This is a genomic window from Cellulomonas sp. P2_F12, from assembly GCF_056403775.1.
In genome coordinates this window covers 89,149-107,919 of record NZ_JBFUEV010000011.1, presented here as the reverse complement: position 1 = coordinate 107,919, position 18,771 = coordinate 89,149, and the positions used below count along the sequence as shown (strand labels likewise).

Genomic DNA, 18,771 nt, shown 5'->3' with positions numbered 1-18,771 from the left:
TCCGCCTCGAGGGCGTGTCCAAGCAGTTCCGGCTGCGCAACGACAAGAGCCTCAAGGAGCGCCTGGTCAACCGGCGCGCCTCGAAGGAGAACGAGACCAGCTTCTGGGCGCTCAAGGACATCGACCTGACGGTGGCCGAGGGCTCGACGATCGGCCTGGTCGGCCACAACGGCTCCGGCAAGAGCACGCTGCTCAAGGTCATCGGCGGCGTCCTGACGCCGTCCGCGGGCATCGTCGAGCGACGAGGCCGGCTCGCGGCCCTGCTCGAGCTCGGTGCGGGCTTCCACGGCGACCTCACGGGCCGCGAGAACGTCTTCCTCAACGCCTCGCTGCTCGGCCTGACCAAGAAGCAGACCGAGCGGTACTTCGACGCGATCGTCGACTTCTCGGGCATCGAGGAGTTCATCGACACCCAGGTGAAGTTCTACTCGAGCGGCATGTACGTCCGGCTCGCGTTCGCCGTCGCGGTGCACGTCGACCCGGACATCCTGCTGGTGGACGAGGTCCTCGCGGTGGGCGACGAGCCGTTCCAGCGCAAGTGCATCGAGCGGATCCGCCAGTTCCAGGGCGAGGGGCGCACCATCGTGCTGGTCACCCACTCGCTGGACCAGGTACGCGAGATGTGCGATCACGCCGTCATGCTCGATCGCGGCCGGACCGTCGTCGAGGGGACTGCCGTCGAGGTGATCCGGGCGTTCCGTGAGGCGAACGACGACGCGGCTCTGGTGGTCGCCGAGGAGGCCGGCCCGCGGCCGGCCACGATCACCGAGGTCGCCATCACGGACCTCGCGGGCGCCCCCCTCGTCACCGTCGGCCCGGACCAGCCGGTCCGGTTCCGGGTGGCGATCGACGCTCACCGGCGCGTCGAGGACTACGTCGTGGGACTCGCCCTCACGGACAACATGGAGCGGTTGGTGTACGGCACGAACACGGAGATGCTCGGGATCGTGCCGCCCTCGGTCGAGGGCAAGCACTGGATGGAGTTCACGGTCGACCGGCTCCCGGTGGTCGAGGGTCAGTACTACGTCACGGCCGCGGTGCACCCGCAGCGTGGGGCCGAGTGGCACCGCGTCGACCGTGCCGCGGTCGTGCGCGTGCGCACCACGGCCACCGAGGTGGGCGTCGTCCACCTCGCCCCCCGGTTCTCAGTCGAGGCGGTGTCATGAGCAGTCGTCAGGGCAAGATCGCGTTCGTCCCGGCGCGCTACGGCGACCGGATCGTCGGTGGTGCGGAGATCGTGCTGCGCCACATGGCGTTCGGCCTGCAGAAGCGGGGCTGGGACGTCGAGATCCTCACGACGACGGCCCTCGACCACCACACGTGGAAGAACGAGACCGAGCCGGGCGTCACCGTCGAGGACGGCATGCCGGTGCGCCGGTTCACGGTGGACGGCGACGCGCTGCCCGAGCGGGGGGTCCTCGAGCACCGGATCCTCACGGGCGACCCGCTGACCATCTCCGAGCAGCAGCGCTGGATGAACTCCGGCATGCGGGCACCGGACCTGTATCACTACATCCTCGACAGCTCGGACGAGTACCGGGCCTTCGTGTTCACGCCGTACCCGTTCTGGGTGACGTTCGCGTGCTCGCAGATCGTGCCGCACAAGAGCGTGCTGTGGACCTGCCTGCACGACGAGCCGTACGCGTACCTCGAGCTCTTCCAGCCGGTGTTCACCGGCAGCGCCGGGCTGCTGTTCCAGTCCGACCCCGAGCAGGACCTGGCGGAGCGGATCACCTCGAAGCTCGCGCCGCACAAGGTGGTCGGCTGCGGGGTGGAGGTGCCGGCGTCGTACGACCCCGACGGGTTCCGCGAGCGGTATGGCATCGAGGGCCGCTTCCTGCTCTACGCCGGCCGGCGCGAGGGCGCGAAGGGGTGGGACGAGCTCCTCGAGATCCTCGCCGACATCGACGCGCGCGGGCAGTTCCCGTTCACGCTGGTCACCATGGGTGGCGGCGAGGTCCGGCCGCCGGTCGGGTTCGAGGGCAAGGTGATCGACGTGGGCTTCCTCGACGACGACGAGCGCGACAACGCGTTCGCGGCCGCCGACGCCTACATCCAGCCCAGCCGGTTCGAGGCGTTCTCGCGCACGATCATGGAGGCGTGGCTGGCGGGCACGCCGGTCATCGCCAACGGGGGCAGCGACGTCGTGAAGTGGCACTGCGAGCGATCCGGCGCGGGTCTGACGTACGACGACGCGCTCGAGCTCGAGGAGGCGCTCCGCTTCGTCGCCGAGGCTCCCGAGGAGGCCGCGGCGCTGGCCGTCAGCGGCCGTGAGTACGTGCTGTCCCACTACCAGTGGGAGACCGTGCTCGACGCGGTCGAGGCGCAGATCGAGGCGTGGACGGGGGTCGACGCATGAGGATCCTGATGGTCTCGCCCTACCCGCCGCTGCGGGACGGCATCGCCGCGTACGCCCAGCAGCAGGTGGCGTCGCTGCGCCGCGAGGGTCACGACGTCGAGGTCCTCTCGCCGGGCCCGTCGGCCGCGCACTACCACCTCGACCTGGTCGGGCCGCGGGGGGCGCTGGCGCTCGCCAAGCGCGTCGCCGGCTACGACCTGGTGATCGTGCAGTTCCACCCGGACTTCTTCTACCCGCCGGGCGCCGGGCAGTCGGACCGGGCCGCCGTGGGGCTGGCCCTGAGCGCCGCGTTCGCCCGCGCCAAGCGGGTCGAGGTCGTCGTGCACGAGGTCGACTACCGGTATGGCCGCGGAACCAGCCCGGCGGCCCTGATCACGCGCCAGCTGTGGCGGCGGGTCGACCAGATCAGCGTGCACTCCCAGAGCGAGGTCGACTCGTTCCGCGAGGCGTTCGGCGTGCAGTCCTCCCACATCCGGGTGGTCGACCCCGGCGCCACGTTCGTCGCGCACACCCCGCTGGACCAGGCGCAGGCCCGGGCGAGCCTGGGCATCGCGCAGGACGCCACGGTGTTCCTGTCGATCGGCTTCATCCAGCCGCACAAGGGCTTCGACCGCGCCGTCCGGGCCTTCTCGGGCATGGGGCGCGGCGGCGTGCGGCTCGACGTCGTCGGCTCGGTGCGCGTCGAGGACCCCGCGTTCGTCCGCTACGCCGACGACCTCGAGGGGCTCGCCGCCCGTATCCCCGGCGCGCACGTGCACCTGGGGTTCGTCAGCGACGAGCTGTTCGACCGGTGGATCGTCGCCTCCGACGTCGTGGTGCTGCCGTACCGCGAGATCTGGTCCTCCAGCGTGATGGAGCGGGCCCTGCTGTTCGGGCGCCGCGTCATCGCGACCCGGGTGGGTGCCCTCGTGGAGCAGGCGCACGAGGAGGACGGCGTCACGATCGTCGACGACGACGCGGGCCTGCGCAAGGCCATGCGCCGCGAGGCCGGCGGGTCCGAGCCGGTGGTCGAGGTGCAGCCGTGGCCCAGCGCCGACGCCGGCCGCGACGCGATCCAGGCCCAGGTGGTGCTGCGCGCCGCGCGGCGTCGCGGGCACGCCGTCCCGCTCGACGGGCACGGCACGCCGGGTCCGAGCGCCGTCGGGACGGGCGCCGTCTCGGCCCCGCTGCGGCGGCTGGGCGACGTGCACCTGCCGGACCCGGGTCAGGGCCGCGGGCTGCGCGTGCTGGTGCGCAAGGCGGTCCGCAAGGTGACGGCGTGGCAGGTGCAGCCGGTGGTCGACCAGGTCAACGCCATGCGGCGCGCCTCGGTCGAGTCCGTGGAGCGTGCGTCGGAGACCGGCCCGGAGGCGGGTCCGGACGCGGGGCCCGGTGCCGTGCCTGCTCCCACCGGGCGCCGGCCGGGTGCCTGAGCCGCTGCGGGTCGCGCTCGACGCGACGCCGCTGGTCGGCCCCCGGACCGGCGTCGGCACCTACGTGCAGCACCTGGTCTCGGGCCTGGCCGCGCGCGGCGACGTCTCTGTGGACCTCACCGCGTTCTCGGGTCGCGCCCAGCGGCCGATCGACCTGCCCGCAGCCGTGGGCTGGCGGCACCGGGCCGTGCCGGCGCGGGCCCTGCGGGCGTCGTGGCTGCGCACGCCGCTGCCGCGGGTGGAGTGGCTGGCCGGGCGGCACGACGTCTTCCACGGCACCAACTTCGTGCAGCCGCCGTCCGGCGCGGCCGGCGTGGTGATGATCCACGACCTCAGCTACGAGAGGTACCCGGAGCTCGTCTCCGCGGCGTCGCGCCAGTACCGGACCCTCGTGCCTCGCGGCCTGCGCTACGCGGACGTCGTCGTCACGCCGTCGGCGGCGATCCGCGACGAGGTGGTCGAGCACTACGGCGTCGCCGCCGACCGGGTCGTGGCGACCCCCCTGGGCGTGGCGCCCGAGTGGTTCGCGGCCGAGCCGCTCGATCCCGCGCGGGCCTCCGAGCTCGGCCTGCCCGACGAGTACGTCGTCTTCGTCGGCACGCGTGAGCCCCGCAAGAACCTGTCGACGCTGCTGGCCGGCTTCGCGGCCTACCGCGCGGCCGGCGGCACGCTCGGGCTGGTGCTCGTGGGCGCCTCCGGGTGGGCCGACCTGTCTCCCGGACCCGGCACCGTCGTGCTGCCGCACCTGCCGGGGGCCGAGGTCCGTGGCCTGGTCGCCGGGGCCCGGGCGCTGGCGATGCCGTCGCTCTACGAGGGGTTCGGCCTGCCCGTCCTCGAGGCGCTCGCCGCCGGCACGCCGGTGCTCTGCAGCGACATCCCCGTGCTCCGCGAGGTCGGCGGGACCCACGTCCGCCTGGTCGCGCCGACGGACGTCGACGCCTGGGCCGACGCCCTGGTCACCGTGCCCGCGCGCGACCCGGACGCGGGCCGGCCCTGGGCCGGGACGTTCACCTGGGAGCGCTGCGTGGACGCGACCGTGGGTGCCTACCGTCAGGCCGTCGCCGCCCACTGACGGCCGGTGATCGCGGCGTACACCTCGACGGTGCGCTCCGCCGCGGCCGCCCACGAGAACTCGGCGGCCCGCGCCAGGCCCGCCGCGGCCAGCGCCGGCCCGTCGCTCCCGCACGCCACCTCGAGCGCGCCCGCGAGGGCGTCGTGGTCGGTGGGGTCGACCAGCAGGCCCGCGGTCCCGGCGACCTCGGCGCAGGCGGTGCCCGCGGACGTGACCACGGGGACGCCCGCGCTCATCGCCTCCAGCACGGGCAGGCCGAAGCCCTCGCGCAGCGACGGGAAGCAGAACACCGCCGCGCCCGCGTAGGCCCGGGCCAGGTCGACGCGGGAGAGCAGGCCGAGCCGGTGCACGGACTCGTCGGTCGGGATGTCGACGTCCCCCCAGCCGCTAGGACCGACCAGGACGAGGTCGACGTCCGGGCGCGTCCGGCGCAGCGTCGCGTACGCGGCGAGGACCGCGGGCAGGTTCTTGCGGGGTTCGACCGTGCCGGCCCAGAGCACGTACGGCCGGGTCAGGCCGTTCCGGGAGCGGAACTCGGCCACGTCCTGCGGCGTGGTGGCGGGCAGGCGGCTGCCGAGCGGCACGACGTGCAGCCGCTCGGCGGGGATGCCGGCGTCGACGCACTCGTCGCGGGTGTGCAGGGACGGCACGACGACGGCGTCGGCACGGCGTCGGACGTGCTCGAGCGCCCGACCGAAGAAGCCGATCCCGCGGGCGGTGAAGTGGTCCGGCTCGACCAGGAAGGCGAGGTCGTGCACGGTCGCCACCAGCGGCTTCGTGGTGGGCGGCACGGCCCACGTCGAGGCGTGCACGACGTCGACCGCGCCGGCGCTCCACTCGATCCGAGGCAGGCCCACGCGCTGCCACGCCTCGTACATCGCCGTGCGGGGCAGCGGGACCCGCCGCCGGCGGCCGGACGGCGCCCAGTCGGGGGGTGCCGGCTGCCGGTGCCACGCCGAGACCGCCGTCAGCTCGACCCGCGTGGCCAGCTCGCGCGACATCTCCGAGACGTAGGTGCCGGAGCCGCCCGGCACCGGCTGCCAGGCCTGCTCCACCGTCATGGCGACACGCAGCGGCGGAGGGTCGAGCGGCATGGGTGAGAGACTACGGCGTGCCCACGCCCCACAGCTCCGTGCCCGTCGCGAAGCCCGGAGCAGGGCGGGTGCTCCTCGACGCGACGGCCGTCCCGGCCGACCGAGGGGGCGTCGGACGGTACGTCGACGAGCTGGCCCCGGCCCTGGTGCGCGCGGGCGTCGACCTCACGGTCGTGTGCCAGGCCCGTGACACGGGTGTCTTCGAGGGCACCGGCGCGACCGTCGTGGCGGCGCCGGGCTGGATCGCGCGGCGACCCGCGCGCATGCTCTGGGAGCAGGTGGGCCTGCCGCTCCTCGCCCGCCGCGTCCGCGCCGACGTGCTGCACAGCCCGCACTACACGATGCCGCTGGTCAGCCCCGTGCCCGTCGTGGTGACTCTGCACGACGCGACGTTCTTCACCGCCCCCGAGTGGCACCTGCGCAGCAAGGCCGTGTTCTTCCGCGCCGCCACCCGGCTCGCGGTCCGGCGTGCCCGCGGGCTCGTCGTGCCGTCGGCCGCGACGCGCGACGAGGTGCTGCGCGAGGCGGGCGGCGACCCGGACCGGTTCCACGTCGCCTACCACGGGGTCGACGCCGCCGTCTTCCGCCCGGTCGAGCCGGTCGAGTCGCGGCGCGTCGCGGACGGGCTCGGCGTCCACGGGCGCTACGTCGCGTTCCTCGGCACGCTGGAGCCGCGCAAGAACGTCGTCGCCCTGGTCGAGGGCTGGGCCGCGGCCGTGGCGGACGACGACGACCCGCCGGCGCTCGTGCTCGCCGGCGCGCGCGGGTGGGACGAGCAGCTCGACGGGGCCGTCGCGCGCGTGCCGGACCGCCTGCGGGTCGTGGTGCCGGGCTACGTGCCGCTCGGCGACCTGGCCGGGCTGCTCGCGGGCGCGGACGTCGTGGCCTACCCGAGCCTCGGCGAGGGGTTCGGCCTGCCCGTGCTCGAGGCCATGGCCTGCGGTTCGACGGTGCTGACCACGCGTCGGCTCTCGCTGCCCGAGGTCGGCGGCGACGCGGTCGCGTACTGCGGGACCGACGCCGCCGACATCGCGACCGCCCTGCGCGAGCTGCTCGACGACCCCGCGCGACGAGCCGTCCTGGGCGCCGCCGCGGCCCGCCGCGCTGCCGGTTTCACCTGGGACGCGGCCGCACGGGTGCACGTCGACGCCTACTCGGCGGCCCGGTAGACGTCCCGGTCGGGCGGCCGCCCCCGCTAAGGTTGGCGGCATGCCACGCGCTCTCATCACCGGAATCACCGGTCAGGACGGTCTGTATCTCGCCGAGCTGCTGCTCGCCAAGGGCTACGACGTCTTCGGCCTCATCCGCGGACAGAACAACCCGAAGCGATCCCTCGTCGAGGAGACGGTGCCGGGCGTCCAGCTCCTCACCGGCGACCTCGGCGACCTCTCGTCCCTGCTGCGGGCGCTCGAGATCGCCCAGCCGGACGAGGTCTACAACCTCGGCGCCATCTCGTTCGTCGCGTACTCGTGGGAGAACGCCCGCGTGACCTCGGAGGTCACCGGCATGGGCGTGCTGAACATCCTCGAGGCCGTCCGCCTGTACTCGCACGACGACCCGGCGCGGGTCCGCTTCTACCAGGCCTCCAGCTCGGAGATGTTCGGCAAGGTGCAGGAGGTGCCCCAGCGCGAGTCCACGCTGCTGTGGCCCCGCTCGCCGTACGGCGTGGCCAAGGTCTTCGGCCACTACATGACGATCAACTACCGCGAGTCCTACGGGATGCACGCCTCGTCGGGCATCCTCTTCAACCACGAGTCGCCGCGTCGCGGCCCGGAGTTCGTCACCCGCAAGATCTCGATCGCCGTGGCGCGCATCGCCCTCGGCCTGCAGGACGACGTGGTGCTCGGCAACCTCGACGCCAAGCGCGACTGGGGCTTCGCCGGTGACTACGTCGAGGCGATGTGGCGCATGCTGCAGCAGCCCGAGGCGGACGACTACGTCGTGGCGACGGGGGAGACCCACTCGATCGGCGAGCTGCTGGACCTCGCGTTCCACGCCGTCGGCATCGACGACTGGTCGCGCTACGTCAAGCAGAACCCGGCGTTCATGCGCCCCGCCGAGGTCGACCTGCTGGTCGGCGACCCGTCCAAGGCGCAGGACGTGCTCGGCTGGAAGCGAGAGGTCGACTTCCAGGGCCTCGTGAAGATGATGGTCGAGAACGACCTCGAGGAGCAGCGCCTGCTCGCGGGGAAGTGAGTCGGTGACGACAGCTTTCGTCACCGGGGTCACCGGGCAGGACGGCACGCTGCTGGCGCGCCGGCTGCTGGCCGAGGGCGTCGAGGTGCACGGGCTCGTGCGCAACGAGGACGACGTCACGGCGTCGCGCGGCGAGCGGCCGTCCGAGGTCGTCGTGCACGTCGCCGACCTGCGGGACGCCGCGGCGCTGAGCCGGATCGTCGCCGACGTCGCGCCCGACGAGATCTACAACCTCGCGGGCATCTCCTCGGTGGCCTACTCGTGGGACCACCCGGTGCTCACGGGCGAGATCACCGGGGTCGGTGCCGTGGCGCTGTTCGAGGCCGCGTGGCGGGCTCAGGAGTCCACGGGCCGGGCGGTCCGGGTGGTCCAGGCGTCGTCCGCGGAGATCTTCGGCCTGCCCGACCGGTCGCCGCAGGACGAGGGCACCGCGATCCGGCCCGTCTCCCCGTACGGGGCTGCGAAGGCGTACGCGCACCAGATGGCGTCCGTGTACCGCTCGCGCGGCCTGCACGTGTCGGCGTGCGTGCTCTACAACCACGAGTCGCCGCTGCGCCCGACGTCGTTCGTCACCCGCAAGATCACCGCGGCCGCCGCGCAGATCGCGGTGGACGGCTCGGGGGTGCTGGCGCTGGGCAACCTGGACGCGCGGCGCGACTGGGGCTGGGCGGACGACTACGTCGACGCGATGGTCCGGGCCGCGCGGCACGCCGTGGCCGACGACTTCGTCGTCGCGACGGGCCGCACCCACTCCGTGGCGGAGTTCGCCGCAGCAGCGTTCGCGCGGGCCGGCATCGAGGACTGGCAGCCGCACGTGCGCGTCGACCCGCGCTTCGTGCGGCCGGTCGACGCGTCCGAGATCGTCGGCGACGCCCGCAAGGCCGCCGCGGAGCTCGACTGGCGACCGACGGTCGCGTTCGAGGAGGTCGTCGGCCGCATGGTCGACCACGACCTCGCCCTGCTGCGCCCGTCCTGACGCACGCACGCTCGCCCGCGATGCCGCGACCCCGACGAGGGGTCGCGGCATCCGGCGTCTCAGGCCAGGAGGCTGAGCAGGTAGCTGCCGTACCCCGACTTGACCAGGGCGCTCGCCCGCTCGGCCAGCTGCTCGTCGGACAGGAAGCCCCGTCGCCAGGCGACCTCCTCCGGGCACCCGACCTTCAGGCCCTGGCGGTGCTCGATGGTCCGCACGTAGTCGGACGCCTCGAGCAGGGAGTCGAACGTGCCGGTGTCGAGCCAGGCCGTCCCGCGGGGGAGCACCTCGACCTGCAGGCGGCCCCGCTCGAGGTACGTCCGGTTGACGTCGGTGATCTCGTACTCGCCGCGCGGCGACGGCTTCAGGTCCCGGGCGATCTGCACGACGTCGTTGTCGTAGAAGTACAGCCCGGGGACCGCGTAGGAGCTCTTGGGGGCGGCCGGCTTCTCCTCGAGCGAGAGCGCCTTGCCGTCCGCGTCGAACTCCACCACGCCGTAGGCCGTCGGGTCGGCCACCCGGTAGGCGAACACGGCGGCGCCGTCGATCTGGTCGAACCGCTGCAGCTGGGAGCCCAGCCCGGGCCCGTAGAAGATGTTGTCGCCCAGCACCAGCGCGGCCGAGTCGGTGCCGACGAAGTCCGCGCCGAGCACGAACGCCTGCGCCAGCCCGTTGGGCTCGGCCTGGACGGTGTAGCTGATGGAGATGCCGAACTGGGACCCGTCGCCCAGCAGCCGCTGGAACTGCTCGGCGTCGTGCGGCGTCGTGATGATCAGCACGTCCTGGATCCCCGCGAGGATCAGCGTGGAGAGCGGGTAGTAGATCATCGGTTTGTCGTACACCGGCACGAGCTGCTTGCTCACGCCGAGGGTGATGGGGTGCAGTCGGGTACCGGATCCACCGGCGAGGATGATGCCGCGCATGGTCACACAGTCTGGCCTATGTCGGGTGTGGCCCGACACACAGCCGCCCTGGCGCCGTCGGCCGGTAGGATTCGGGCAGCCCCGCCCCCGACAGACGAGGTGCCCGTGATCCGGATCAGCCACGCCCTGCAGAGCTACGCATGGGGATCGCGCGACGCCATCCCGGACCTGCTCGGCGTCGCTGCGACCGACGGCGTCCTCGCGGAGGCCTGGATGGGCGCCCACCCGTCGGCCCCGTCGATCACCCAGGACGAGGCGGCGCAGCCGCTGCACGCGTTCATCGCGGGGGACCCGGACGGCATCCTGGGCGAGGACGTGGTGGCTCGCTTCGGCGCCGAGCTGCCGTACCTGCTCAAGATCATCGCGGCCGAGCAGCCGCTCTCGCTGCAGGTGCACCCGAACATCGCGCGGGCCCGTGCCGGGTTCGCCGACGAGGAGCGTGCGGGCGTCCCGGTCACGGCCCCGCACCGGAACTTCCGCGACGCCAACCACAAGCCCGAGCTCGTCTACGCGCTGACCCGCTTCGAGGCCGTCTGCGGCTTCCGGGCCCCGCGCCGCGCGGCCGAGCTGCTCGCCGGCCTGGACGCGCCGCTGGCCAAGGAGCTCTGCGACGTCCTGCGGGCGCAGCCGACCGCCGACGGCATCCGCGCCGCGTTCACGCAGCTGCTCGAGCCGGCTACCCGGCCGTCCGCGCGCGATGTCCAGGACGTGGTCGACGCCTGCGCCGCCCGGCTGGCCATCGGCTCCCCGTCGCCGCGCGCCGACCGCACGGTGGTCGAGCTCGCCGCCGCGTACCCGGGCGACCCGGGGATCGTCACGTCGCTGCTGCTCAACCCGGTGACGCTCGAGCCCGGCGACGCGATGTTCGTGCCGGCCGGTGGCGTGCACGCGTACCTGCGCGGCGTCGCGGTCGAGATCATGGCCAGCTCGGACAACGTGCTGCGCGCCGGGCTGACCCCCAAGCACGTCGACGTCCCCGAGCTGCTGCGCAACGTCGACTACGTCGCCGCGCCGCCCATCCGCGTCGCGCCCGAGACCTTCCACGGCGCGACCCGGGTGTTCTACGCGCCGGTCGACGACTTCGAGCTGTCGATCACCGAGATCGCCGACGACGGCTCGCACCCGCTGCCGGGCCGCGGCCCGCGCGTCCTGCTCTGCCTCTCCGGCGAGGTCACGGTCAGCAGCACGGGCGACGGCTCGCTGACCCTGACGCAGGGCGACGCGGCGTTCGTGCCCGCGCGCGACGGGGAGCTCACGGTGTGCGGCGCCGGCGTCGTGGTGCAGGCAGACGTCCCCTGACGGGGGCGCTGCCGGTCGGCCCGAGTCAGGAACGCAGCTTGCGGTACAGCTCTCGCGGGCCTCGCAGGTAGCGGAACGTACGGGTCCCGTAGAGAGCGTCACGCTCTGCCTCGAGGGCCCGCACCGTCGGGAGGTCGCGCGACCACTGCACCAGCGGCCGGAGCTCCGTCGACAGCAGCTCGTGGGCAGCGCGCGCGGAGATGCGGAGAGTCTCGATCTCGTCCAGCGCATCAGCCAGCCGGCTCGAGAGCGCCGCCGCCTCCAGCTCGAGCTCGTCCACGCGCGCCTGCACGTGTGCTTCGTCGTACACGGCTGCGCTGGCAAGCGCTGAGCCGACGATGCGGGTCGAGATGGCGTCGCTCCATGAGCGCAGGACGTGGGCCGTCGCGGTCCAGCTCGAACCGGCGAACTCCTCGACCTCGCGAAGGCGCCCGTGAGCGGCCACGTCACCCGTCGTCAGGGCACCGACGGCCGTGTCCCACCACGCCGCGTTCTCGTGGCGGCGCACCTCGTTGACGCGCTCGAGATGGCTGCGGATCTCGGTGGCGCGTTCGCGCAGATCCTCGGCGGCGGCGAGGGCTCCGCCGTCCGTGAGGGACGCGACGGAGAGCGCGTAGTCCCCCATGCCGTAGTTGCTCAGCGCGCCACGGATCTTGGTGGACGTGTACACGTCGACGCCCAGTCCGATCGCCGGGACCGAGCCTGCCATCGCGAAGACGACGGGGTGGTACCGCGAGCTGATCACGAGCGCTGCGTCCTGGGTCACCCGCACCGCACGACGCGACGAGACGACGCCGAGTGCCGTCACCGGCGCAGAGGAGCACGCGTCCACGATGCTCTGGTGCATCGCAAGGTCCCCAGTGAGCTCGCCGTCGTGCGCCGTGCCCTGGTGCGGGACCAGGACGACGGGGTACCCGGTGGCGCGGTGCACGTCGTCGAGCAGCGCCGCGATCCCGGTGACGTAGCGGTCGTGGTCGAGCAAGCCGCCGTGCGGGGAGAACGTCGCGGCGACATATGGCTGGGACAGTGCCTCCCGATCGCCCTCGCCGGCGAGGTACGCGGCGTCGTCGACCGTCTGCACGAGCCGCTCGGGCGGGACGCCGAGCTGGAGGGCGGTCTCGTACGTGGCTGCCTCGCGAGCACCCACGGCGGCTGCCGACGTGAGGATGCCGCCCACGATCTCGCCGTGCCGCCGGGTCAGGTGCGGGCCGACCGTCTGTCCCGTGACGACGTGTCGCTTGCCGAACAGCGCGGAGAGCGAGGCCAGCGCGGCGCGCTCGTACACGTGCTCGGGCCAGCTGGAGTTGAGGTTTCCACCGCCCGAGATCACCACGGCGTCGCACGCCGCGACTGCGTGGATCACGTGCCATGCCGGGTCGGACCACGGGAGGGCGTGCGGGTCGCCGGAGGCCGCCGCGAGCACCCGATCGAGGCGCGCCTCGGACTGCTCGTCGCCGTCGGCGGAGAAGCCGATCCTCGGTACGACCTCCCAGCCGTATCGTTCTGCGGTGTCCACCGGGTCGCCGCTCACGGCGACGACAGACAGCGGCGTCCGAGCACCGAGCTCGGCGACGACGGCCTCCGCCATCGCCTCGTCGCCCAGGTGGAAGCCACCCGTCGATCCGACATCTCCCAGCAGGACGATCTTCATGGGGGCCTTACCTGGTCGAAGGGGAGAAGAGAGGGACGTCCCAGAGCAGCGGGCCGACTGACGCAGCGACCCGCTCGACGGAGAACTGCTCGATGTGGGCCCGTGCTCGCGCGGCGGTCTCGCGGGCGGCGTCGGGGTTGTCGTGGACGGAGCGCAGCGAAGACGACGCTGCGTGCAGGTCCGGCTCGGCCCAGCGAGCGCGGGCGTCGTACGGAGCTGCACCCGGGCCGATCTCGGTCAGCGCATACGGGACCAGGTACGACGTGCCGGACGTCATGAACTCCATGTTGCCCGAGTAGGCGGTGGCCACCACGGGCGTCCCCGCCGCCATCGCGTCAGCGAGGTTGAGGCCGAACCCTTCGGAACGGTGCAGCGACACCACGCAGTCCACGAGCTCGACGAGCGCGCGCATCTCGTGAGCAGCGAGGTAGCCATCGCGGATGAGCACATCGGGACGTCCCCGTGCCGCGTAGCGGAGTCGCTCGAGCTCGGTCGGTCGCAGATGGCCGTTGATCGACTTGACCACCAGTACGGCGCCGTCGTCGGGCCCGAAGGCCTGGGTGTACGCCTCGATGGCGCCGAGGGGGTTCTTGCGCTCCATGACGGAGAGAAAGTCGAGGTTGGCCAGGAAGACGAACCTGCCCTCCGGCAGACCGAGGTGCCGACGGCTGAGGGTGGTCGGCGCGCGCGGGACGGTGATCGGGACCGGGACGACGCGCACGGGCTTGTCCGTGCGTGCCGCGACGGCCCTCCGGGTGAACTCAGTCGACACCCACACCTCGTCGAGCAGGTCGAACGCCGGCCCGTGGTGCTCGGGGAAGTCCTCGAGCTCCCAGAACCAGTAGCCGACGCGCTTGCCCGCACTGCCCGCGAGACCCAGGTTCTCGACCAGCTGTGGGGTCTGGTCCGCGTTGACGCACAGGAGCACGTTCGCGTAGCCCGGCTCGTCGACGAGCTCACCGCTGTATTGATGCTGCTGGCGCGACTGGGGGCCCCTCGTGATGCCGACCATCTCCCACGGCATGCCGGTGCGTGCCACCGCTCGGGCGATGCGGCGGCCGGCCTCTCCGACGCCCAGCTCCGCTCGGGCGTAGCCGGCGATGCTCCAGCCGTACTCGGGCGCGGGCGTCGGGCCCGAGTGTGGCCGGGGCTGCCGCACGCCGATGTCCTGGTAGCGACCGAGGGCGACGGGGTCGTGCTCCAGCCACCAGCGGAAGTGGCGCGCTGACGGGCCGAGCGGCTCCGGGAAGGCGTTCTGCAGGTCCGGACGTTGCAGCCACATCGCGTACTCGAACCGACTGAACATCGTCGGGCCGGCGGCGAGCGTCGGCTCGAGGAGCCACCGGCGGAACTCCGGGGCATCACGCAGCGGGTTCGGCGCGCCCCGCAGGTTCTCGTCGAGCCCGAGCGTGGCGACCCGGTAGAGGCGGCGGACGAACGGGGTGAGCTCCAGGCCGTCGGCTGTCCGCGAGTTGCGGTACGGGTTCTTCCGCAGCTCGACGTGGCCCTGCTCGACCAGCTCGCGCCCGTAGGCGTCGCAGAGCTCCGTCAACCCCGGGTGCGCGCTGAGCAGCGTCCGCGGCTGCCCGCCGAAGTGTTTCGACAGGAGCCAGGGCTTGGCGGGGTCGTAGCCGCTGAAGTGGAAGAACCGCAGGGGGCGGTCGCCTGCGAACCACTGCCCCGCGGCGTCCCGCGTGATCGTCCGCTCGTGCAGGTTCCAGTACGCGGCGTTCAGCCCTGTGTCCTTGGTGATCTGCGGTCGCGCGAACGAGGGTGCCCAGTCGACCCACCGCTGGTCGGTGAACAGTGCGTTCGGAAGGTCCACGACGGCCTCGGTGGTGAGCCGGCCGTGCCACCAGGAGAGGAAGCGGTAGGCGGTGGGGCCGGTGGCGATGAACCCGAGGTTGTACATGCCGGAGTGCATGACGTCGGAGTCGGTGAGGCGTCGGTCGTCGCGCGGGAACGGCTCGAGCGTGTGCGGCGTGAGGACGAGCGCGTGGCGCTCGGCATCCTCGAACACGTCGTCGAGGGGTCCGTACGCGCGGATGTCGGGATCGAAGTAGCTGGCTGTGCGGGCGCCGCGCCGATACAGGTACATCAGCAGGGCGGGCTTGAGCGCGGTCGCGTACTCCATCACGTCGTACATGACGTGCATCGAGTCGAGGACGTCGGGTTCGACGCCCAGGTCGGCAGGGAGGACCACGGTGCCGAGGCCGGTGAGGGTCCGGTCGTCCTCGTCGGCGTCGATGATCAGCGTCGAGAACTGCACGCCCGGGTTGTGCTCGACGAACGAGCGGGCGAGCACGCGAGCCTGTGCGATGTAGTTGCGGGCGACGATCGTGCAGACGGCATGCGCGCGGGGCATCGGCGCCCTCCTCGAACTTGTCTCTGCACGGCCTCGTCGGATCGACGCGCGCAACGCGTGGCCCGGAACGGTTCGCGGAGCCGGAAGAGTCTATCGCGGCGCTCCTGCGTGGCGGCGCGTGTGCCCGGCCGGTGCCGACCACGGGTATCCTCGCAGCCGCCACCTCGTGGCGCGGGGATTTCAGCGACACAAGGGGGTGCCACTCGTGTCGACGCAGCGGCCGCGGCAGGCGGCGGGCTACTTCTCGCTGGTCAACCAGCTGCGCGGGATCGCGGCCTTGCTCGTGGTCTGGGACCACCTCGTCGGGGAGTGGCTCGAGCGGCACGCCCTTGACTGGGGTCCGGACACGCTCGTCACCCGCTTCGTCACAGGTCCGCTCAACCTGATCCAGCACACCGGCTTCCTCGGCGTCGCGCTGTTCTTCCTGATCAGCGGATTCGTCGTGACGCGGGCCGGCTCCCTCGAACCGGGCTGGACGTTCGTCGTGCGCCGCGTGCTGCGGATCTACCCACCCCTGGTGGCCGCAGTCCTGCTCTCGGTCGGCACCGCCTACGTGCTGCACCGCACGGGTCTGGGGTCGCAGATGTGGGAGCAGCTGAGCCCGGCCGCACTCCTGAAGGCGATGACGCTGGCGACCTATGTCTCGGTACCGCAGGTCGTCATCGTCGCCGTCGCGTGGACGCTCGTGATCGAGGTCGTCTTCTACGCGCTCGTGTGGGCCACGGCACCGCTGCTCAAGGGCTCGCTCCCGGACCTGCTCGCACCCGTGGCCATCCTGACTCTGCTCGCCCTGGTGGCGCTCCTCGACCGCTCGCTCGGAGACGCCTTCTTCCTGCTGAGCGTCTCGGCGTCGTACGTCCCCATCCTCGTCCTCGGTCAGGTCGTCTTCCTGGTGACCCAGCGCGGCGCCTCGGTGCTCGCTGGTGCGGGGGTCGCGGTGGGCGCCTGGGTGGTCCTCGTGTGGAGCCTGGAACGCACCCAGCCGGGCTTCCTCACGCCCGCGCAGTCCTATGGCTCGAGCCTCAGCGTCGCCCTGGCAGGCTTCGTCGCGGCGGTGCTCGCCGAGCGTCGGGTCCGGCCCGCGGCGTGGCTCGACCTCGTCGCGCGCCGGAGCTACTCGCTCTACCTCACGCACGGCATCGTCGGTGTCCTGGTGCTCGACGTCGCCTGGTCGCGGGGCGTGATCTACCGATGGGCGCTCCTGCTGGCGCTCGTCGCCGTCGCGATCGCGACCGAGCTCATGTACCGGTTCGTGGAGACACCATCGATCACCTTGGCCCGGCGCCTCACGCGCGGCCGGCCGGCCGGCGTCGCGCAGGAGGCGCTGCCGGCCGCCTCGGACGCAGCGCACGAGGACGCCCCGACGTCGCGGGACGTGACCTCGAGCGAGGCGCCTGTGTCCCGCTGACCTGCCGACGAGCCGTCAGACCGGCTTGCGGGCCAGCAGGACGAACTCGTTGTAGACGAACGCCTTGCCGGCCCAGCGCGGGAACGGGAACGACGCGTTCCGCACCGTGATCAGGCCGAGGTCGTCGGCCAGCGCGCGCAGCTCCTCGAACCCCGTGAACGTGATGTGCGTGTGGTCGCTGGCGTACCCGCGCTCCTGCGGCGTGATGAACGCGATGCGGCCGCCCGGGTGCACGAGCGGCAGGTACATCCCGAGGATGGAGCGCGCCTCCTGTGGCGTCAGGTGCTCGATGACGTGCGCGACGAGCATGCCGTCGAAGCTGTCGGGCCGGGCGAGGTCCGGATCGGCGAAGAACTCGTCGTCGGTGTAGGCCGCCACCCCCGTGCGGCGCGCGACCTCGATCGCGTACGGGTTGTGGTCGACGCCGACCGAGCCCGGTGCGAGCGTCTTGAGGTTGCGGCCGATGCCGCAGCCGACGTCGATGGTGCGGCCGAGGTCGAAGCGCCGGATGTTGGCCTGGTAGGGCGCCTGGACGTGGAGCAGCCGCTTCCACCAGACGTTGCTGATGTCGTAGAGCCGCTCCGCGTAGTCGAGACCGGCGGTGGCAGCGAGCTCAGGTTCTTCCGGCAGTTCCGGCGCCATTGCGTGACCCTAGCCGAGCCGTCGGGTGACGCGCTCGGTGGACACGAGCCGGTCCGCCCGGGCAGGGTCGTCGCCCAGCGCGTGGGCGAGGGCGTCGTCGACCAGCACCACCGACCCGTCCGCGGCCAGCAGCCCGAGGACCTGCGCGAGGGCCGTCGCGTCCACGCGGCCGGCGCCGGCGGCGAGGAGGGCGCGAGCGGTCTCCTGCGGGCCGGCCCAGGCGAACAGGTCCGCGTGCGGGACCTGCGCGCCGGCCGCGTCGACCGCGGGGGAGGCGGGGTCGGTCGGCGGCACCCAGCCGATCACGTCGGCGTAGGTCATGACGGCGGACGCCGCGTCGAGGGCGCCCGGCGGCAGCGCACCGGCGTAGCGGCGGGCGAGGGCGGGCAGGCTCACGACGACCAGCTGAGCCGAGGTGTCGCGGGGCTCCTCGGGACGGTCGGTCACGACGACGTCGGCGCCGACGGTCCGCTCGGCGTCCGGCAGGACCAGCGTGGCGCCGGAGCGCCAGGCGGCCATGGCCCAGACGACGGTGCGCCAGTGCGTCGGCAGGTCGAGCAGCACGCGGGAACCGGGGCCGACGTCGAGCTCCTCCACCAGGAGGTTGGTCGTCTTGGACACCCAGTTGTCGAGCACGGCGCCGGACAGCTCCACGCGGTCTCCGTCGGCCGCGTACCAGGTGAGCCGGGGCCGACCGGGCTCCCGTCGCAGGAGGGTCAGCAGGTCGGCGGTGGTGGTGGGGAGCACCCGGCCAGCGTAGGGACGACACGCCCGGATCACCCATCCGCACCAAGTTCACCCGGCAAAACCGGACAACTACCACGCTCCCGCTTGACCAACGCGAACGACACGCGTGTAATTCCTTAGAACGGATTCATGAGCGAGCACCACCCGCGACGCCTCGACAGAGCAGTCCAGAGACCGTCGCACGCCGAGCCCCTGAACGAGCAGAAGAACCAGCACGAGGACCGCACGGAGGCACGCATGTGGAACCTGCTCGACAACGACGAGATCTTCCCGTCGGACGCACGCACGAGTGCACAGACGCACGCGTCCAACGTCCTGCCGATCTTCGGCGCCCTCGAGGACGAGGGCCCGATGGGCTGGCAGGAGCGCGCCCTGTGCGCGCAGACCGACCCCGAGGCGTTCTTCCCCGAGAAGGGCGGCTCGACGCGTGAGGCCAAGAAGGTGTGCACGGGTTGCGACGTGCGCTCCGAGTGCCTCGAGTACGCGCTGCAGAACGACGAGCGCTTCGGCATCTGGGGCGGGCTGTCCGAGCGGGAGCGGCGCAAGCTCAAGCGGCGTGTCGTCTGACGTCCTGCCCCGGGCGGGAGTGTCGCGCGCGGGCCTCGTCCCGCGCGACGGCATGATGTTCCG

Annotated in this window: 16 protein-coding genes; 10 read left to right on the top strand and 6 right to left on the bottom strand. The window is 72.6% G+C overall.

Annotation, left to right across the window (positions count from 1 at the left end):
- Positions 1–62 precede the first annotated feature (62 nt).
- Genes AC1DWH_RS18700 through AC1DWH_RS18685 form a run of 4 tightly spaced genes read left to right on the top strand, consistent with a single transcriptional unit; the run spans position 63 to position 4,843 of the window.
- Positions 63–1,166, top strand: a complete 1,104-nt coding sequence (locus tag AC1DWH_RS18700; RefSeq protein WP_477094987.1) for an ABC transporter ATP-binding protein — start codon at positions 63–65, stop codon at positions 1,164–1,166.
- Positions 1,163–2,359 (top strand): glycosyltransferase family 4 protein, encoded by a 1,197-nt coding sequence (locus AC1DWH_RS18695; RefSeq protein WP_477094955.1) that lies wholly within the window; start codon positions 1,163–1,165, stop codon positions 2,357–2,359. The genes AC1DWH_RS18700 and AC1DWH_RS18695 overlap by 4 nt, the downstream gene beginning before the upstream one ends.
- Positions 2,356–3,771 (top strand): glycosyltransferase family 4 protein, encoded by a 1,416-nt coding sequence (locus tag AC1DWH_RS18690; RefSeq protein ID WP_477094954.1) that lies wholly within the window; start codon positions 2,356–2,358, stop codon positions 3,769–3,771. Before AC1DWH_RS18695 ends, AC1DWH_RS18690 begins: the two co-directional genes overlap by 4 nt.
- Complete coding sequence (locus tag AC1DWH_RS18685) at positions 3,764–4,843, top strand: glycosyltransferase family 4 protein (protein ID WP_477094953.1); 1,080 nt, start codon at positions 3,764–3,766, stop codon at positions 4,841–4,843. The genes AC1DWH_RS18690 and AC1DWH_RS18685 overlap by 8 nt, the downstream gene beginning before the upstream one ends.
- Here AC1DWH_RS18685 and AC1DWH_RS18680 read toward each other — a convergent pair.
- A complete protein-coding gene (locus AC1DWH_RS18680; protein WP_477094952.1) occupies positions 4,822–5,937 on the bottom strand; it encodes a glycosyltransferase family 4 protein in 1,116 nt (371 codons plus the stop codon). The genes AC1DWH_RS18685 and AC1DWH_RS18680 overlap by 22 nt on opposite strands.
- Positions 5,938–5,954: 17 nt before the next feature.
- On the opposite strand from AC1DWH_RS18680, the gene AC1DWH_RS18675 reads away from it, so the two are divergent.
- The 3 genes from AC1DWH_RS18675 to AC1DWH_RS18665 are packed head-to-tail and all read left to right on the top strand — an operon-like array spanning position 5,955 to position 9,109.
- On the top strand, positions 5,955–7,106 hold the full coding sequence (locus AC1DWH_RS18675) for a glycosyltransferase family 4 protein (protein WP_477094951.1): 1,152 nt from the start codon (positions 5,955–5,957) through the stop codon (positions 7,104–7,106).
- A gap of 40 nt (positions 7,107–7,146) precedes the next feature.
- Entirely contained in the window at positions 7,147–8,133 is a 987-nt protein-coding gene (locus tag AC1DWH_RS18670) for a GDP-mannose 4,6-dehydratase (RefSeq protein WP_477094950.1), read from the top strand.
- 4 nt (positions 8,134–8,137) lie between these two features.
- Positions 8,138–9,109, top strand: a complete 972-nt coding sequence (locus AC1DWH_RS18665) for a GDP-mannose 4,6-dehydratase (RefSeq protein ID WP_477094949.1) — start codon at positions 8,138–8,140, stop codon at positions 9,107–9,109.
- Positions 9,110–9,168: 59 nt separating this feature from the next.
- Here the strand turns inward: AC1DWH_RS18665 and rfbA are convergent, their stop codons facing one another.
- A complete protein-coding gene (rfbA, locus tag AC1DWH_RS18660) occupies positions 9,169–10,029 on the bottom strand; it encodes a glucose-1-phosphate thymidylyltransferase RfbA (RefSeq protein ID WP_477094948.1) in 861 nt (286 codons plus the stop codon).
- Positions 10,030–10,134: 105 nt separating this feature from the next.
- Here rfbA and manA point away from each other — a divergent pair, with 105 nt between their 5' ends.
- Positions 10,135–11,328, top strand: a complete 1,194-nt coding sequence (manA, locus tag AC1DWH_RS18655) for a mannose-6-phosphate isomerase, class I (protein ID WP_477094947.1) — start codon at positions 10,135–10,137, stop codon at positions 11,326–11,328.
- A 25-nt stretch (positions 11,329–11,353) separates the two neighbouring features.
- Here manA and AC1DWH_RS18650 read toward each other — a convergent pair whose 3' ends face one another.
- Positions 11,354–12,979, bottom strand: a complete 1,626-nt coding sequence (locus tag AC1DWH_RS18650) for a polysaccharide pyruvyl transferase family protein (protein ID WP_477094946.1) — start codon at positions 12,977–12,979, stop codon at positions 11,354–11,356.
- A 7-nt stretch (positions 12,980–12,986) separates the two neighbouring features.
- The gene (locus AC1DWH_RS18645; protein WP_477094945.1) at positions 12,987–15,344 is read right to left on the bottom strand and encodes a glycosyltransferase family 4 protein; all 2,358 of its coding nucleotides are present in this window, start codon (positions 15,342–15,344) and stop codon (positions 12,987–12,989) included.
- Positions 15,345–15,549: 205 nt separating this feature from the next.
- Between AC1DWH_RS18645 and AC1DWH_RS18640 the strand changes: the two genes are divergently transcribed.
- Positions 15,550–16,752 (top strand): acyltransferase family protein, encoded by a 1,203-nt coding sequence (locus AC1DWH_RS18640; RefSeq protein WP_477094944.1) that lies wholly within the window; start codon positions 15,550–15,552, stop codon positions 16,750–16,752.
- A gap of 15 nt (positions 16,753–16,767) precedes the next feature.
- Here the strand turns inward: AC1DWH_RS18640 and AC1DWH_RS18635 are convergent, their stop codons facing one another.
- Together AC1DWH_RS18635 and AC1DWH_RS18630 are read right to left on the bottom strand one after the other, a co-directional pair.
- A complete protein-coding gene (locus AC1DWH_RS18635) occupies positions 16,768–17,394 on the bottom strand; it encodes a class I SAM-dependent methyltransferase (RefSeq protein ID WP_477094943.1) in 627 nt (208 codons plus the stop codon).
- A 9-nt stretch (positions 17,395–17,403) separates the two neighbouring features.
- Entirely contained in the window at positions 17,404–18,141 is a 738-nt protein-coding gene (locus tag AC1DWH_RS18630; RefSeq protein WP_477094942.1) for a TIGR03089 family protein, read from the bottom strand.
- Between the two features lie 237 nt (positions 18,142–18,378).
- Between AC1DWH_RS18630 and AC1DWH_RS18625 the strand changes: the two genes are divergently transcribed.
- Positions 18,379–18,708, top strand: a complete 330-nt coding sequence (locus tag AC1DWH_RS18625; protein ID WP_456845073.1) for a WhiB family transcriptional regulator — start codon at positions 18,379–18,381, stop codon at positions 18,706–18,708.
- The last annotated feature ends 63 nt before the right edge of the window (positions 18,709–18,771 follow it).

Excerpts from the sequence above, each read along its gene's own strand:
- AC1DWH_RS18625 (WP_456845073.1), top strand. The coding sequence starts at position 18,379 with ATGTGGAACCTGCTCGACAACGACGAGATCTTCCCGTCGGACGCACGC.
- AC1DWH_RS18645 (WP_477094945.1), bottom strand. The coding sequence starts at position 15,344 with ATGCCCCGCGCGCATGCCGTCTGCACGATCGTCGCCCGCAACTACATC.
- AC1DWH_RS18650 (WP_477094946.1), bottom strand. The coding sequence starts at position 12,979 with ATGAAGATCGTCCTGCTGGGAGATGTCGGATCGACGGGTGGCTTCCAC.
- AC1DWH_RS18635 (WP_477094943.1), bottom strand. The coding sequence starts at position 17,394 with ATGGCGCCGGAACTGCCGGAAGAACCTGAGCTCGCTGCCACCGCCGGT.
- rfbA (WP_477094948.1), bottom strand. The coding sequence starts at position 10,029 with ATGCGCGGCATCATCCTCGCCGGTGGATCCGGTACCCGACTGCACCCC.
- AC1DWH_RS18690 (WP_477094954.1), top strand. The coding sequence starts at position 2,356 with ATGAGGATCCTGATGGTCTCGCCCTACCCGCCGCTGCGGGACGGCATC.
- AC1DWH_RS18680 (WP_477094952.1), bottom strand. The coding sequence starts at position 5,937 with ATGCCGCTCGACCCTCCGCCGCTGCGTGTCGCCATGACGGTGGAGCAG.
- AC1DWH_RS18670 (WP_477094950.1), top strand. The coding sequence starts at position 7,147 with ATGCCACGCGCTCTCATCACCGGAATCACCGGTCAGGACGGTCTGTAT.
- AC1DWH_RS18695 (WP_477094955.1), top strand. The coding sequence starts at position 1,163 with ATGAGCAGTCGTCAGGGCAAGATCGCGTTCGTCCCGGCGCGCTACGGC.